The 16,740-nt window shown below is 45.6% G+C and carries 13 protein-coding genes; 9 read left to right on the plus strand and 4 right to left on the minus strand.

The features are described from left to right. Nucleotides 1–819: 819 nt before the first annotated feature. The 4 genes from EO95_RS13650 to EO95_RS13665 all read left to right on the plus strand — a co-directional run bounded on the left by EO95_RS13650 (nucleotide 820) and on the right by EO95_RS13665 (nucleotide 5,612). Nucleotides 820–1,287 carry a peptidylprolyl isomerase gene (locus tag EO95_RS13650; RefSeq protein ID WP_048135491.1) on the plus strand — a complete coding sequence of 156 codons (468 nt, stop codon included), beginning with the start codon at nucleotides 820–822 and terminating at the stop codon, nucleotides 1,285–1,287. Nucleotides 1,288–1,739: 452 nt separating this feature from the next. Continuing rightward, a complete protein-coding gene (locus EO95_RS13655) occupies nucleotides 1,740–3,407 on the plus strand; it encodes an adenosylcobalamin-dependent ribonucleoside-diphosphate reductase (RefSeq protein ID WP_048135493.1) in 1,668 nt (555 codons plus the stop codon). A gap of 171 nt (nucleotides 3,408–3,578) precedes the next feature. Further along, entirely contained in the window at nucleotides 3,579–4,556 is a 978-nt protein-coding gene (locus EO95_RS13660; RefSeq protein ID WP_048135495.1) for a DMT family transporter, read from the plus strand. Between the two features lie 135 nt (nucleotides 4,557–4,691). Continuing rightward, nucleotides 4,692–5,612: a DMT family transporter gene (locus EO95_RS13665; RefSeq protein WP_048135497.1), complete on the plus strand. Its 921-nt coding sequence runs from the start codon at nucleotides 4,692–4,694 to the stop codon at nucleotides 5,610–5,612. Here EO95_RS13665 and EO95_RS13670 read toward each other — a convergent pair. Then, nucleotides 5,598–6,800, minus strand: a complete 1,203-nt coding sequence (locus tag EO95_RS13670; RefSeq protein ID WP_048135499.1) for a Coenzyme F420 hydrogenase/dehydrogenase, beta subunit C-terminal domain — start codon at nucleotides 6,798–6,800, stop codon at nucleotides 5,598–5,600. The genes EO95_RS13665 and EO95_RS13670 overlap by 15 nt on opposite strands. Next, nucleotides 6,797–8,914 (minus strand): formate dehydrogenase subunit alpha, encoded by a 2,118-nt coding sequence (fdhF, locus tag EO95_RS13675; RefSeq protein WP_048135502.1) that lies wholly within the window; start codon nucleotides 8,912–8,914, stop codon nucleotides 6,797–6,799. The genes EO95_RS13670 and fdhF overlap by 4 nt, the downstream gene beginning before the upstream one ends. Before the next feature lie 363 nt (nucleotides 8,915–9,277). On the opposite strand from fdhF, the gene EO95_RS13685 reads away from it, so the two are divergent. Next, nucleotides 9,278–9,961 carry an ABC transporter ATP-binding protein gene (locus EO95_RS13685; RefSeq protein ID WP_048135506.1) on the plus strand — a complete coding sequence of 228 codons (684 nt, stop codon included), beginning with the start codon at nucleotides 9,278–9,280 and terminating at the stop codon, nucleotides 9,959–9,961. 10 nt (nucleotides 9,962–9,971) lie between these two features. Continuing rightward, complete coding sequence (locus EO95_RS13690; RefSeq protein ID WP_048135507.1) at nucleotides 9,972–10,427, plus strand: PPC domain-containing DNA-binding protein; 456 nt, start codon at nucleotides 9,972–9,974, stop codon at nucleotides 10,425–10,427. 143 nt (nucleotides 10,428–10,570) lie between these two features. Here EO95_RS13690 and EO95_RS13695 read toward each other — a convergent pair whose 3' ends face one another. Then, the gene (locus EO95_RS13695; RefSeq protein WP_048135509.1) at nucleotides 10,571–10,960 is read right to left on the minus strand and encodes a transcriptional regulator; all 390 of its coding nucleotides are present in this window, start codon (nucleotides 10,958–10,960) and stop codon (nucleotides 10,571–10,573) included. A gap of 638 nt (nucleotides 10,961–11,598) precedes the next feature. Here EO95_RS13695 and eno point away from each other — a divergent pair. Further along, nucleotides 11,599–12,885, plus strand: coding sequence for a phosphopyruvate hydratase (gene eno / locus EO95_RS13700; protein WP_048135511.1), 1,287 nt, complete (start codon nucleotides 11,599–11,601; stop codon nucleotides 12,883–12,885). A gap of 663 nt (nucleotides 12,886–13,548) precedes the next feature. Then, entirely contained in the window at nucleotides 13,549–14,718 is a 1,170-nt protein-coding gene (locus tag EO95_RS13705) for an ABC transporter permease (protein ID WP_048135512.1), read from the plus strand. A 114-nt stretch (nucleotides 14,719–14,832) separates the two neighbouring features. Here the strand turns inward: EO95_RS13705 and EO95_RS13710 are convergent, their stop codons facing one another. Continuing rightward, nucleotides 14,833–15,645 carry a sulfite exporter TauE/SafE family protein gene (locus tag EO95_RS13710; protein ID WP_048135513.1) on the minus strand — a complete coding sequence of 271 codons (813 nt, stop codon included), beginning with the start codon at nucleotides 15,643–15,645 and terminating at the stop codon, nucleotides 14,833–14,835. Nucleotides 15,646–16,155: 510 nt separating this feature from the next. Here EO95_RS13710 and EO95_RS13715 point away from each other — a divergent pair. Beyond that, the coding region (locus EO95_RS13715; protein ID WP_048135515.1) for a hypothetical protein at nucleotides 16,156–16,740 on the plus strand (585 nt) is incomplete at its 3' end.

Genomic DNA, 16,740 nt, shown 5'->3' on the forward strand with positions numbered 1-16,740 from the left:
TAACAGAACTTAACAGAACTTAACAGAACTTAACAGAACTTAACAGAACTTAACAGAACTTAACAGAACTTACAGGAATTTTACCTATTTTTCCCTATTAAAAAATAAGCTAAGCGGACTATAAAAACGTAGGGATTTGTATAAAATAATCGAGTAAGTAAAGAGCCCGTGAAAGACAATATAATGAAGAGTTTGTACAATTTTTTTTACGATTTATAAAATTTAAACCACAGTCTACTGAAAGTTTAGAAAATAAAGAATCAAGTTGCACCATAAGAAAAGAAAAGCCTCCAATCTCGTTCAAAAACTTAATATATTTGCAAATAACAATATTATAATTTTGTGGCAATATTAATTCAACTTGAATAGTCTTTATCGGGCTTAAAACTCTTATTCCCAACTACTTTTTTCAAATACGCCATCATTGGAGCGCGTGGGCATCTTAATTCATGAACAATGATCAGGAATTAAGACACTGAATCTCGCTGACTTTTGCCTCCAGAAATGCCCGAAGTCCCGGACTCTCTCCTGCCTGAGAAAAGCGAAAAGAACTGAGAACTGCTGACCGCACAATGCAACTAAAAGAAAATGAAAGGCTATGGCTTTGTAAAGTAGTCTGCTTGAGCTAAGCTAACTGCCATCATCCGTGAATTAGTCCTCTTGAGCGAAGCGAAAAGGACCTCGTGCTCCCGAAGCGAAACTCGGGTGGCGAAGCATTTACATGTAAGGCGAGCATACAATGCACAAAAAGCCAACAAAAAGACAGGCACACATAAAAATAAGGTTAAATCAGGTTAAAAAACCGGAAGAGGAACAGAAATGGCTGTATGGAAGGGAAAGAAAGTGGTTTTGCACACCACTATGGGTGATATCACTCTTGAACTGTTTGAAGACATGCCAATTACGGCAGGAAACTTTGCAAAACTTGTGGACAAGGGCTTCTATGACGGCGTGATTTTCCACAGGATAATTGACAAATTCATGATCCAGGGCGGAGACCCGACAGGAACAGGCATGGGTGGGCCCGGCTATGAGATCCCGGACGAGTTCACGAAACACAACCGGAACGACAAGGGCACGATTTCAATGGCAAATGCCGGCCCGAACACAGGCGGAAGCCAGTTCTTCATTAACCTTGTAAATAACACCCACCTTGACAGAAATCATCCCGTTTTCGGAAAGGTTGTAGAAGGCATGGATGTTGTCGAAGCCATGGGAAAGGTAAAGGTCGACCGCCAGGACCGCCCGAAAACCGAAGTGAAAATCGTGAAGGCTGAACTGGTCTGAAGACTTTTCTATCTTCAGGTCAACCCTTATTTTTTATTTTTAATCCGTGAGGAATCGATTTCCGTAACTGCATACGACGATTTCAGTTTTGCATCCTCAGATTTTCGGATTTCTGATTACGTTTTAGGATTTCTGATTACGTTTTAGGATTTTGGATTACGTTTTAGGATTCAGGATGATTTTTTAGGGTCCTGGATTCTACTTATTTGTTCAAATTCTTTTTAGGATTACATTTCTAACTATTTGTTCGAACCATGTTTAGAATTATGGATTCTAACTATTTGTTCTGATTATATTTTCTCATCAGCCATTCTTATCACGCTTTCTAACCGAGTTTTCGGATAAAATGATAAAAAATCCCGTATAATTATGGAATACTATTTCTTTTTAGCGAAAAACACCGAAACCTGCTTACGGAAACCTGATGGAGATTCACGGGAGAAACGATTTAGGTGCTGGATATTGAGGAAGGATGGGATGCTCTGGTTGCCGAAGCTCTTAAAGCCAGGTACCTGCGCGAAGGGGAGAAAGGCTGGGAGGACATCTGTGAAAGGGTGGCAAAAGCAATTGCAACGGGTGAAGAAGAATATCTGGAATTCAAAGACCTTATGGTCCGTAAAATCTTTCTTCCGAGTTCGCCCACGCTTATGAACGCAGGTACGGAACTGGGCCAGCTAGCCGCATGTTTTGTAGTCCCTGTGGAGGACAGTGTCGAGGAAATTTTTGATGCCCTCAAAACCGCAGCCCTTATCCAGAAGACCGGAGGAGGGACCGGGTTTGACTTCTCAAAAGTACGGCCAAAAGGTTCTCAAGCCCTTTGCGTTGACGGGGTTGCCAGCGGCCCGCTTTCTTTCATGAAGCTCTTCAACGAGGCAACGGAAGTCATCAAGCAGTTTGGCAGGCGTAGAGGCGCAAATATAGGAATTCTGGACGTTTCCCATGACGACCTCATACCTTTCATCAGGGCCAAGCACGTTGAAGGGAACTTCAGGAATTTCAACCTCTCAGTAATGGTCCCTGATGCTTTTATCAAACTTGTTGAAGCAGGCAGCACTGGGGAAGTCTGGAACCCCCGGACAGGCGCAACAGTTGGGACCATCTTCTCCGAAATCGTTGATGGAGTATGGAGAAACGGGGAACCGGGCGTTCTCTTCTATGACCGTATAAACAGGGATAATTTCACCCCGAAGCTTGGGAACATCACTGCCACAAACCCCTGCGGAGAAGAGCCTCTCCTGCCCTATGAATCCTGCAACCTGGGCAGCATTAACCTTTCCCTTTTTGTTGTGGACGGAAAAATCAACTGGGATTCTCTGAGGGAAACCGCCGAAAAAGCTGTCCGTTTCCTGGATAATGAAATTGACATAAATGTCTACCCTGTCCCGGAGATTGGGGAGGCAACCAGAAAGACAAGGAAAATCGGGCTTGGGGTTATGGGATTCCATGATATGCTTTTGAACCTGGGGCTGCCCTATGACTCAACAGAAGCTCTCGAGCTTGCAGAAAAGCTTATGGAGCAGATTAGCCGGGCTGCAGTCAGGGAATCAAGAAAACTTGCGGCAGAAAAAGAACCTTTTCCGGAACATGAAAACTCCACCTGGGAACTTCCAATGAGAAACGCCGCATTGACTGCAATTGCCCCGACAGGAACTATCAGTATTCTTGCAGGTTGTTCTGCAGGGATTGAACCTGTTTTCAGCTGGGTCTACAGGCGGACCCGTACAGTGGGAAAAGAATTCCTGCTTGTTCACCCCCTCTTTGAAGCACATTTTAAGCCAGAGCTTTCGGAACCTGCTTACCTCCGGCTCCTTGAGCATGTCTACACACATGGCACCCTGCAGGACATAAAAGACCCGAAAATAGTGAGCGAAGACGAAAAAAGGCTCTTCAGGTCAGCCCTTGATATTAGCTGGAAGACTCATATTGATGTACAGGCGGCCTTTCAGCGCCACTGCCATGCAGGGATCTCAAAGACCATCAACATGCCTGCAGATGCCAAAAAGGAAGATATTGAGAAAGCTCTGATTTACGCCTGGAAGCAGGGATTAAAGGGGCTTACAATCTACAGGACCGGAAGCAGACAGCATGTGGTTCTCAACTTGAAAAAGTCAGGAAACTAATTCCGGAAACTGAACTGTCTCTGGCAGGGTAATTTTGGAGTATTGGCCTCCCACTGCAAAATAAAAATACCCTCCAGAACAAGTTCCTTAAGATTTTTAAGAAGTATTATACTACTAGAATTATAGTTATCTCACTAAAAATATATATACATTCGTCCCTCCAGAATATATATGACTGTTTCTGTGACTGCTGCCTCCAAACAGCACCTTGAACTGCTCACTGCGTGTGTTATCTATGGTACCGTCGGAATTTTCATGGAATGGCTCAAGGATATGTCTGTAGGTTCGATTATTTTCTACAGAGTCCTTTTCGGGCTTTCAGCCATACTATGTTATCTTGCAATTACCGGAAACCTCGGTCAGCTCTCTTTGAAAAGGAAGAAAAAGTACCTCCTTCTTCTGGGAATTCTATACGTTTCACAGATGTTTTCCTACTATTCTGCAATCCGATACCTGGGAGCTTCTTCTGCTGTCCTTCTCCTGTATACTGATCCTATATACCTGACTTTCCTTGCACCCGTTCTTCTAGGTGAAAAGAATACTGGAAAAACTATTCTTGCTCTTTTCCTGGGTCTGATAGGCGTCTTCTACGTAACAAGGCCTGAAGGCGGTTTTGAACAGCTTGAATTTGGAAGCAGCTATCTGAAAGGTGTAATCTTCGGGCTCGTAGGAGGCCTCTTCAGCAGTGGAGTCATAATATCCGTCCGCTTCCTCAGGGACGAGTATAACGGCCTTACCCAGCTTGTCTGGCAGAGTGTAATCAGTCTGGCCTTCCTCTCTCCTTTCGCAATCTCCCTTCCAGGGCAGGTACTCGCTGCAAACCTTCCTGTCCTCATGCTCTTCGGCTTCCTCATCACCGGTGTAGGTGCAGTGTTTTATATAAGAGGCGTTGCAGGCGTAAGCGCCATTACAGGCAGCGTCCTCACCCTTCTTGAGCCGGTTTCCTGTATATTTTTTGATCACACCGTTCTGGGAAGCCCTGTTCACAGCGGGATGCTTATAGGTTCCTTCTTTATCCTTGCAGCAGCAATCGTAGTAAGCCTGGATAACTCTGTTTTCCTGAAGAAGTTGATTTTCGGGGAAAAGATGAGATCGAGCAAAAAGATACCTTTCTGGAAAAAAGAACTTTTAAGGGTACAGGGTAAATAAGTACCCTGTTTTCTTTTTTATAATTACGGATTTCTTCCATACAGATTTCTACCATACAGATTTCTACCATACAGATTTCTACCAGTTTTTCCCTTTTCCAAAAAATATATATCTGCAGTCTTTTATTTCCAGAATGTGGCAGTGCAGGAAAACTCTTTCAAGCCGTACTCCGAGGTCATAACAGGCAGTATCATTTATGGTACTATAGGAGTTTTTCTGGACAGGGTCCAGGACATGTCCGTAGGGTCCATTCTCTTCTGCAGGCTCTTTTTCGGTTTATGCATGATTTTCTTTTATCTGCTGATGAGCGGAAGCCTTAAACAACTCAGACCTGGCAGGAACAGAAAATATCTTCTACTGCTAGGTTTTCTGAATGCGATAACAGGCATATGCTATTTCTCGGCTATAAGGTACAGCGGAATTTCCGTTGCTGTCCTGCTTCTTTATACGGCTCCTGTATATGTCAATCTGCTTGCCCCTTCAATCCTTGGAGAAAGAAGCAGCAGCAAAAGCCTTCTGCCTCTTTTCCTTTCAGTTGCAGGAGTATTACTCATTTCCCGTCCCGGAGAAGTTCTGGTAAGCCTGAGTACAGGGTCCGATTTTATGAAAGGCCTGTTGTTCGGCCTGCTTTCAGGGCTCTCTTTTGGCATCACAATAATTACGATCCGCTACCTTAGGCATGACTATACAGGGATATCCCAGACTTTCTGGCTGACCGGAATAAGCCTTCTCTTTATGCTGCCGTCTGCCCTTTCAACTCCCATCCCTGTCTACTTTAGAAACTTAGGTACTCTGCTTCTCTTCGGTTTGACCATTACACTTGCTGCCATCCTCTACCTCAAAGGAATTTCGGGCATAAGGGCGCAGACAGGCAGCATTCTTGCCCTGCTAGAACCTGTATCGGGAATTTTCTTTGACACTGCAGTCCTGAGAAACCCTCTCTATATCTCGACTTTTCTGGGTTGTGTCCTCATCCTGACAGCGGCTTATCTTGTGAGCCAGGCCAGGGACGCAGAAGAAGTCCCTGAAGATTCCCTCCCCTCATCGCTTGCCTGATTTATTCTGTCCCTTTTCGTGAAAGAAAGCTTCCAGAGGTGCGACCGTCGGAAGGGAGAGGTCCTCTCCTGCCCTGTACCCGTAGAGTTCCTGAAGCTCCACAGCAAAGGAATGCATGAAAAGCGCATTGGGGATGTCCATTGGACAGAGTTCCTCGCACTGCCCGCAGTTGATGCAGGAATCCGCAACAAGGGAATAGCGAAGCGTGTGGAACGCAAAAGCGGGAGGGACCTTTCCGGAAGCGTCTACTGTAAAATCGGAGGGTTTTGCATGGGGGAGGGCAGGACAGACTTCAATGCAGGTGTAGCATTTAATGCAGCGGGAAGTTTCATTTATTAGCTGTTTCAGGCTAGCCTTCCCCTCTCCCAGAGCTCGGAAGTCTTTTTCCCTCCATTCCTCAGCCAGGTTCAGCATCGACTGCTCTATTTTACCCCGGACCTCCAGCCCTTTTGGAACGGGCGAAGAGGCTTCGATAGCTCCTGAGGCTTCAGCTTTTTCAAGCAGCTCTGCACCCTTTGCGCTGCAGACCTCAACAAAAGTTGCTTCCGTGCCAATAACACCCCATTCACCACAGGCAAGGTCAGCCTGTCTCGGGATTTTCAGCTTGCAACGCCTGCAGTTACTCCTGCGCCCATAGCCTTCCTCTTCAAGTTCGTCCATGGGCACTGAAAATTCCCCTTCAGGAGTCTTGAAGATGAACTTCCCCTTTGAAATCCTTTCCTTTTCAACCGAATCAGGGTCCACTGCAAACTTTTCTACAGCCATTTTCCTTGCCATTTCCGGACTTATTGAGCCTCCGCAGTTCAGCCCCAGCATGAGGATATTTTCCAGCCTGACCTCTCCCCGCTTTGCAAGCTCGTAAAGCCCCATTACATCGCAGCCTTTCAGGGCAGCTGCAACCTTCAGGTCCTTTGCCCCACCCAGGTAACTGCTGAAAAGCCTGGAGAGAAGAAGAGTCCCACAGTGCAGAGAACCCGAAATGTCCGAAATTTCCGCCGGGTCTGTGATCAGCACCGGAACAGCGTCGTAGAGGTCTGCACCTTTCCTTACCCCAAGTACTGCGTCCACGCTTCCGCTTTCCAGGGCGAACTTCAAAAGGGCTGATACCGCACCCCCGGACTCGCCTTTTTCCAGGAACTCCCGGTCACAGGCCCGGACATAAAACTTGTCTCCTTTCAAAGGTTTCAAAGTTTTCCCTCCACCGTTTCTACTGGTTCTACCTGTTCTACTGGCTCTACCTGTTCTACTGGCTCTATTTTCTCTACCCTGACTGCACAGGCCTTGTACTCCGGAATCTTTGCCACGGGGTCAAGGGCTCCGCTGGTCAGCAGGTTGGCCGCGCATTCCTTAAAATGGAAGGGGATGAAAACAACCCCAGGTTTTATGTCTTCCGTAACCATCGCAGGGATTTCGATTTCCCCCCTCCGGGAAAGTACGCGGACTTTTTCCCGGTTACTGACTCCAAGTTTTTCCGCATCCTCCGGGTGAAGCTCCACCCAGCCGGTCCTGACTTCGGAGTCCAGGGTTTCTGACCTGCGGGTCATGGTCCCGGTGTGCCAGTGCCAGATATTCCTTCCTGTGGTAAGGATGAGGGGATATTCCGTATCCGGAACTTCGGCAGGAGGCTTCCATTCCACGGCGGAAAACTCCCCCAGCCCGTCCGGGGTGGCAAATTTTTCGGTATGCAGGATGGGCGTTCCCGGATGGGACCTGTCCGGACAGGGCCACTGGAGAGAGTCAGGGTTTTCAAGGCGCTCGTAGCTCATACCCCCATACTGGGGAACAACCTTTGCAATTTCCTCAAAAATCTCAGCTTCATTCAGGTAGGAAAACTGTGGCCTGTACCCCATACGCCCGGCAAGTTCGCAGATAATGCGCCAGTCTGCTTTAGCCTCTCCCGGCGGGTCAAGGGCTTTTCGGAGCCGCTGGACACGTCGCTCGGTGCTGGTCTGAGTCCCGTGTTTTTCTGCATAACAGGCTGCAGGCAGGACGACGTCAGCAAACTTTGCAGTCTCGCTCAGGAAAATGTCCTGTACGACCAGAAAGTCCAGGTGTTCCAGGGCTTTTTTGACCCTGTTCAGGTCCGGGTCCGAGAGCATGAAATTTTCTCCCATAACGTACATGCACCTTACCGGCGATGTCCCTTCTGCAAGCTTTTCCATCAGCTCTGTGACCGTGACTCCCGCTTTTTCAGGAAGTCCGCCAACTCCCCAGATAGATTCCATCTTCCTGCGGACTTCAGGACCTGAAACCTTCTGATACCCGGGATACACGTCCGGAAGGCACCCCATGTCACAGGCGCCCTGTACGTTGTTCTGCCCTCGCAGGGGGTTGACCCCTCCTCCGGGAACGCCAAGGTTTCCGGTCAGCAGCATCAGGTTTGCCGTGGACTTCACGTTGTCTACCCCCACCGTATGCTGGGTGATGCCCATGGAGTAGAGAAGTGCAGAAGGCTTTGAGTGGGCGATCCACTCAGCTGCGGTTTTTAAGTCTTCCTCAGGCACTCCTGTGATTTTCGAGACATTCGGCAGGGAATAGGCCTCCAGCATGACAACGGTTTTCATTGCCTCGAAATTTTTTGTCCTTTTCGCGAAAAATGCCGAATCTTCCCAGCCGTTTGCTATGATGTGGTGCATGAGCCCGTTCAGGAGGGCCACATCTGTACCCGAGTACATGGAAAGGTAGAGGTCCGCCTGTTTTGCCGTGGGTGTGAAGCGGGGGTCCGCATAGATTATTTTAGCTCCCTTCTTCTTTGCAAGAATTACCCTCCTGCCTATAAGGGGGTGCTGCTCGAAGGTATTGCTCCCGATAATGAAGATGCATTTAGACTCTTCCAGGTCCGCAATTGAATTCGTCATAGCCCCGGAACCGAAAACTGCAGCAAGGCCAGCGACTGTAGAGGAGTGGCAGAGCCTTGCACAGTGGTCGACGTTGGGCGTCTTAAGGACAACCCGGGCAAATTTCTGCATAAGGTAGTTGTCCTCGTTTGAGGTTTTTGCCGAAGAGAGACAGGCAATTTCCTCATGGAGAAAAGTAGTGAACTTCCCTGCAACCAGGGTCAAAGCTTCTTCCCAGCTCGTTTCCACAAGCTGCCCATTTTTCCTGACCAGCGGCTTTACAAGCCGGTCCTTGCTGTGGATGAACTCGTGGGCATACCTGCCCTTCTGGCAAAGCTTCCCTGAATTGACAGGAGCCCGGTGCCAGGGCTCGATACCTGCAACCCTTTTGTCCTTTACCACAAGGTTAAAACCACATCCTGTTCCGCAGTAGGGACAGGTTGTGGGGACATATTTCAATTCCATGTTCTTCCTCCCCTTAAGATGATGGATCTGATAAGCTGTTAATCATGAATATTGATTAATCCTTCATAAAAGAGTTAATCTGGCAGTAAAGATAGGATCAGGAGTAAAAATAGGATCAGGAATAAAGATGGGATCAGGAATAAAGATGCAGAAATGATCGTTCGGTAAAAATTTGAAACTGTATTGTGAATTTTCAGTCTATCTAGAGTCTCTGATACTTTGCGGGAATCTTACCGGGCTCGATCAGCCTGTTTGGATTCCAGAGCTTCTCCTTATTCCCGGCTTTTGCCTTTCTGCCCAAAAACTCTTTACTTAAGAAGCCCTCTATTTTGAACATAAAAGTTATGAAAATGCAGGAAAAGCATGACAGAAGGAAGCCCAATTATAGAGCTTAAGAACCTGACCAAAGTTTATAAAAACGGAGTGGAGTTTCGCGCGCTCGACAATGCAAACCTGAAAATTAAAAAAGGGGAATTTGTTGCAATTGTAGGGCCTTCTGGTTCAGGTAAAAGCACACTTATGCATCTCATAGGTCTACTCGACACACCCAGTTCAGGCACCCTCCTGATAGACGGCAATGACGTGACTAAAATGTCGGATAAGGAGCGTTCCGGGATGAGAAACAGGATGCTCGGCTTTGTCTTCCAGTATCACCACCTGCTTCCGGATTTCACTGCTCTGGAAAACGTAATGATGCCACTCTTGATTGCGGGAAAGAGTAAGGACGAAGCAAAGGATATTGCCGAAAAACTTCTGAAAGAGGTGGGGCTTGAAGACAGGATGGACCACCGGCCAGGAGAACTCTCCGGAGGGCAGAACCAGAGGGTTGCGGTAGCCCGGGCTCTTAGTTGTTCTCCGGCAATCGTACTTGGGGATGAGCCAACAGGCAACCTGGATACTAAAGCAGGAGATTTGATCTATGAACTGCTCCGCAAACTGAACAAGGAATATAACCAGACCTTTATTGTGGTAACCCATAATGAGGAACTGGCCGGAAAAGCAGATAGGATTATCAGAATTGTAGACGGAAAAATAACGGATCAGTGAGGGGGAAATAATGGAGTACTCAAAAGGAAGGATAGGCAGGGTCTTTACTGTCAGGGTTGACCACGGGGATGACCTTCTCCTGGAACTTATTAAACTTGCAGAGATGGAAAAGATCGAATCAGCTGTGTTTATGCTGCTTGGCGCGCTGAGGAAAGGAAAGCTTGTTACAGGCCCGAAAGAAAACAGAAGGCCTCCGGAACCTGTCTGGTCTGGCTTTAATGATGCCCATGAGATTCTCGGGATAGGAGATATTTTCCAGGAGAACGGAAAGCCCAAAATACACCTTCATGCAGGAACAGCCAGGGGAGACAGCATTAAACTGGGATGCCTGAGAGGTGAAAGCGAAGTTTTTATGGTTGTTGAGGTATTCATTTTCGAGTTGGAAGGAATTTCTGCCAGAAGGATAATGGATGCAGAGCAGGGCTTTGCTCCTGTGAGCTTTGTGCATGTCCCTGATCAGGAATGACACATTGAATAAAGTAAGCGTTAAAAGGGCTCGACAATAGGAGTAATTAAAGCTGAAAACGATTTATAGAAAATAAGATCTGGCAGATCTCCTTACATTTATTTTTTGTGAACTTATTTTTTGTGAACTAAATTGCGGTGAATTTAATTTTGCAGTATAATTTCCAGTTCCCTTAGCCTTTTGAGCGCGATCATTTTCTCGTTGTTGTATTTTAAAAATTCCTCTTCGAGAATCTGTACTATCTGTGGGAACGGTACTGTTAACTGGTAGTACTTCACAGGTCTGCCTTTTCCCTTATTCTTTTTTTCGGACCTTTCATCCACCCAGCCCCTATCCCTGAGAGGGCGCATAGCTACACTCACTTCAGGCTGCCTGAGCCCGGAAACAAGTTCGATATGAAGAGATCTGAGTTCCCTGCAGTCTTTTAAGCACACGATTGCGGTGGCCTCTGTCCTCGGGAGTCCCAGACTCTGGAGCTTATCAATAATTGAATACTCTTTTTCGGTTAAATTAACTGGAGAATCGTCGGTCATCGAGAATGAATAATACTTTCAGGTTTATATATTTTATGTAGATAAAATTATTTTTTTAATAAATGGAGTATTGTCAGTAAGTAAAAAAGGCATCTAACCCTAGTAAGGCTTTTTTTCTGGAGTTTTTATATAAAAGACTGTGGGGATTCATCTTCAGAAAAAAATATACTTTGTAGTTTTAACCAAAACCTTTAAAGCAAGTGTTTGCAGGAATAAAACATCCTTTAAGTAGGAAATAGGCTTTCCAGAAACAAAGAGATAGGTTTTACCATATAGAATATTGAGGCTCCTGAAAGTTGGAAATTAGCCTTTCTGAGAAATGAAATACCCGGTTTTGAGCGCAGGGATATCTTCAATTCTTAAAGAGGGGAAAATTCACTCAAAAAGAAGAAAGAGTAAATCCTTAAAATCTGGACTCCTTAAATACTGCTGCTCTAAGGTAGACAGGATACTGGAAGCGTGAAATAGAGGAGTCTCTTCTATAAGAAACACGGGTATAATTCAGGTAAATTGATTAATTCAAACCGGATAAACAGTTAAATACCATTCGGACATGTAACGGTTAAGTTAAGTAAAAGTCAAGTTCAAATAACAGAATATATCTATAGATAGATCAGAGATTTAGAAAGGGTGAAATGATGTCGTATATCGGTTTACAGCAGGATTCTGGAGAATATAAGATCCAAAAGATACATGCTCGGGAGATCCTGGACTCAAGGGGAAATCCCACTATTGAAGTTGATGTGTTTACACCGAAGGGATTTGGCAGAGCAAGTGTCCCTTCAGGAGCTTCCACGGGTACGAACGAAGCCCTTGAACTGCGCGATGCAGACCCCAACAGGTACGGTGGAAAGGGAGTCCAGACTGCAGTCAAGAACGTAAATACCGTTATCCAGAAGGAATTGCTTGGACTTGATGTGCGAAACCAGCGGGAAATCGATGAGCTGATGATCGAGCTCGACGAAACCGAAAATAAAGCAAATCTCGGAGCCAACTCAATTCTTGGCGTATCCATGGCGGTTGCAAAGGCTGCAGCTGACTCCCTTAACATGCCCCTTTACCGCTACTTCGGCGGTTCTAATGCTTTTACCCTTCCTGTACCCACAATGAATGTCCTGAACGGAGGCAAGCATGCAGGAAATGAGCTTGCAATCCAGGAGTTCATGATTCAACCCAAAGGCGCAGACACCTTCTACGAGGCCCTGCAAATCGGGACAGAGATCTACCAGACCCTGGGGAAGTTTCTGGAGAAAAAATACGGACGCTCTTCTATTAACGTGGGCTATGAAGGCGGGTATGCTCCCAAAATGAGCGAGTCTACAGAAGCTCTTGACGCCCTCGTACAGGCAATTGAAGAAGCAGGTTATACTGAATCCGAGGTTACAATAGGGCTTGATGCGGCAGCAACCGAGTTTTATGAAGATGAATTATACGCAATTGATGGAAAGAAACTGGCTGCTCCGGAACTGCTTGACTACTATGTAGAGCTTGTAAACTCTTATCCCATCCTTTCTATCGAAGACCCCTTCCAGGAAGAAGCCTTTGATGATTTTGAAGCCCTTACCAATGAACTCTGGGACACGATCATTGTAGGTGACGACCTCTTTGTCACAAACATAGAAAGGCTCTCAAAAGGCGTGGATATGGGAGCAGCAAATGCCCTTCTCCTCAAAGTCAACCAGATCGGCTCAATCTCCGAAGCCTTTGATGCCGCAAGCATGGCTTCCAGAAACGGCTACACCGTAATCGTAAGCCACCGCTCTGCCGAAACCGAAGACACCACCATCTCAGATCTCGCAGTTGCCATCGGTGCAGAAATGATCAAGACCGGAGCTCCGGCCCGTGGCGAGAGGACTGCAAAATACAACCAGCTCCTCAGGATTGAAGAAGATCTCGGTGAAGTTGCACATTACGTGCAGCTCTAACCCTTTTTTAATTAACTTTTTAACTTTATTATTTATTTTTTATCTGTTCTATTCACTTTTTTAACTTTTGCCCCCTTAGTCCTAAATCTTTTAGCTCTATTAATCTTTTAGCTCTATTTTTCATTGATTCCTGATTTTTTTAGTATTTTTATGGTTTCTGAATTCTGGCAGTTCATGAGAAACCGGTTATGAGAAACCGATAAATACTGCTACGGTACTGCCTGAATATCATTATCCTCCGTTCAGGTCCCGCGTCGAAAAGAGGCTGGAGTCCCCCTTTTTGATGAAATGGAAAAGCGAAAATGCCCCTGCTTGTTCGAAAAGTACTTCTCTTTACCCCAGAAACCGGTTTTAAATCCATGCATTATAGGATGCCTCCGCCAGCTTGCATTTCTACCTATTAGTTAATTACAGGTATTCTCAGTAGTTTTCATTGTATTCTCCGTCTCTTTTTTCCCGGTATCAGAAACAGATTTATAATCAGCCCTCTAAAAGTGAATACAGAAGTCTAAAGATCTGAAAATCCTAACAATTTAGAATCCCTTGAAGTTCAAATATCTCAAAGCTTTGAAATGTTGAGCAAATTGAACTTTCCTGATACTTTGAAGGTTTGAGGCTGCCTGAAAATTCAGATAATCTGGTCGGGTCCAGGAGTTTATCCAGATGTATGAACTGAGAATCGCTTTGAGGCAGGTATTATCCAGAAGAAGACAGACCCTTTTTGCCATACTTGCTGTTGCTCTGGCAGTCGCCGTGATCACGGTAATGATGGCAATGCTGTCTGGTTTTCAGGATGAACTTGTAACCTCAAGTATTGAAAACAATCCACATATTGTTATCAATCCTCAAGATGAAGAGGAAGAGTTCATCCACCTTTACAGGCATACATCTGCCCAAATTGCTGAAAAGGAAGGAGTTATAGCCGTATCCCCTAAATACCTGGGCCAGGCGGCTCTTGAATACAGGGACAACGCCGAAGGGGTTTCTCTTCAGGGAGTTGACCCTGTGGCTGAAGAGAATGTTATGAGGGTAAGTGAGGATGTTGTAGAAGGGGACCTCATGACCCTTGTCCACACAAGGTACGGGATTCTGCTCGGGGATAAGCTTGCGGAAAATCTTGAAGTCCATGTGGGAGACAGGGTTGACGCCGTTTTTCCGGGCTCGCAAACAACTTCTTTTAAGGTTATAGGTCTGATTCATACCGGCACTGCTGCGGACGAGGTAACAGCCTACACAAGGCTGGATTCAGCGCAGGACTTTTTTAACGAACCCGGAGTTGTGAGTACCATTGGAGTCCGGGTTGCAGATCCATACCAGGCCGAGGTTATTGCAGCTTCGATTGAGGGAGAAACCGGGCTTGATGCCGTAAGCTGGAGCGAAGCAAATGCCGAAATCCTCAGCCTCCTTGATACTCAGATGGTCTTTGTAAATATCTTCTATCTCCTGATCTACGGGATTGCCGGTTTCGGGATTGCAAATACCCTGATAACCATCGTTGCCCAGAGGACCAGGGAAATCGGTATTCTGAAAGCGATGGGGGCTTCTCAAAAAAGCATAATGGTTGTCTTTCTTTTCCAGTCCCTGGTCCTTGGAGCCATAGGTCTGGTGCTCGGCACTGTTCTGGGTTACATTGTGACTGTTGCCCTGCAGAACTATGAAATCGAAGTCCCTCAGGAAATGTATTTCGGGCTTCAGACCCTTCCTCTTGAGGTAAAGCCCCTTAATTTTGTATATGCCTCATTTTTTGCTTTCATAATAAATATAATCTCAGGCATCTACCCTGCAAGGAAAGCTGCAAAACTTGACCCTGTAACAGCTATTGAAAGCGCCTGAAAAGAGCGGAATATTATTTCTAACAGTCCTTAATTTTAACAGTTCTTAATGTTAACAGGTCTTAATTTTAACAGTTTATGAAATTCCCTATTAGCAGTTCTGTTTATTCTGTTTTCAAATAACTCCGATCATTTTTAGCCCTACGTAGATCATCAGAAGTACAAAAAGATGTTTTAAATACTCCGGGTTTACCAGATGGGCAACTTCTGCTCCTTTTCTTGCTGCAAGAAATCCCGGAACTACAAGTAAAAACCAGTTAAGGAGATTGATATATCCAAGAGAATAAGGGGGAAGCCCTGTTTGCCCCCAGCCGTTGATGATGTATCCGACCGATCCTCCAAAAGAGGTAAAGATCATTATTGCAGCCGAGGTTCCAATGGCTTTCCTCATATCAAAATGCAGAAAAACCAGCATGATTGGAATTCCAATTACCCCTCCACCGATTCCAAGAAGTCCTGAAAAAAAGCCTATAAAGATACCGGCAAAAATATAAGATACCGGATTGGAGCTAATTTCAGTCTTTTCCTTTACAGCCGGCGTGGTATAAGTTTTCAGAGCTCCCAGTATGATCACAACCCCGAAAATTGTACTCAGTGTAGAGGCAGGCAGGTAAGAAGCTACCGCTGCTCCCCCGAAACTGGCAATTAATCCGGAGGCTCCCATAATCGTAGCCTGTTTCCAGAGCACTGCTTGCTTTCTATGATATTTTAGGGTAACAATTATGGAGTTTATCAAGATCACGAAGAGGCTTGTCCCGAGAGCTGCCCTTATAGCCAGGTCTGGCTGCATTCCTGTTTCCTGCAAAAGCCAGTACTGGACAGGAGACATAATAAAGCCTCCTCCCACACCCAGAAGACCTGAGATAATGCCCGTAAAAGCACCTGTGAGAACGAGGATACCAAGATAAAGGGGGTCTGTAGGAGTCATTTTCAGATTAGTATATTATATTTATTTCCTGATTTTTCCTGATTTAAACGTATATTTCTGGCTGATCTCTACATGAAACTGCGAGTTTATTTAAGTTAACAGTATCGTGCTGAAAATTAACAGTATCGTACTGAAAATATGCAGGGCTGCCACTGATGGTAAAGTGGAAAAATCCGGAACTTGCAGAAAGATTGTACTTGAAGGGATAAATCATGGGTTAAGAGGGTAACTATTTTTCTTAAATAATTTCCCCTCGGAATAATTCTTACTTTCTTTAAATCAGCCTGAATTTCTCAGGTTTCCCTGCTGAATATTCAAGGAATAAATCGAGTAACTGTAAAATTAAAAAGTGAGCATGCTGCGCAACAAATATTTAAAATGAGTTATTATTTATTAGCCAGAAGCAAGTTATTAGCCAGAAGCAGGTTTACGAACTATTTATCTATATAATGTATTTACCAGACCGGATTTATGTTTTATTTACCACAACCGGGTTAAAGAGGCGCTTTTATGATTGAAATGAAGTTACATGGGACATACAACATTTATTTTGCGATTCTTGGAATGCGGAACCCTATGAATTCCTGGCACCTGATGGACAGCAGTGAGCCTGATCAGGCAGGGAACTGCAGACTCGGGGAAAAGGACCTTAACCTGGCCAAGCGCCTGACCCTTGCAGGAAACGAACACGGAAAGTTTCTCAGGTTCATTACGGTCTGCTTTGACCTCACAGCCCCCCTCTACTGGTGGAAAGAGTTTGATACTTACAAATTTACGGAAAAGAATTCAACCTCTACAATGCATAAGCTGACCAGCAGGGACCTGGCTCCCCACGACTTTTCCTTTGATACGATGACGGACTACAGGAACTCCCAGATCCGGCATCTCAATGACCTTATCAAAGCTTACAAGTCCCGCGAAGGGGATAGTGAAGAGGACAATGCATACCGGAAAGCAATCTTCAGGGAACTTATTCAGGACCTTCCGAGTGCTTACATGCAGAAACGGACAGTCATAACCAACTACGCTGAACTCCGGAACATCTACTTCCAGCGCCGCCACCACAAGCTTGATGAGTGGCGGGAGTTCTGCGAC

This window comes from Methanosarcina sp. 1.H.T.1A.1 (genome assembly GCF_000979295.1).
GTDB lineage: Archaea > Halobacteriota > Methanosarcinia > Methanosarcinales > Methanosarcinaceae > Methanosarcina.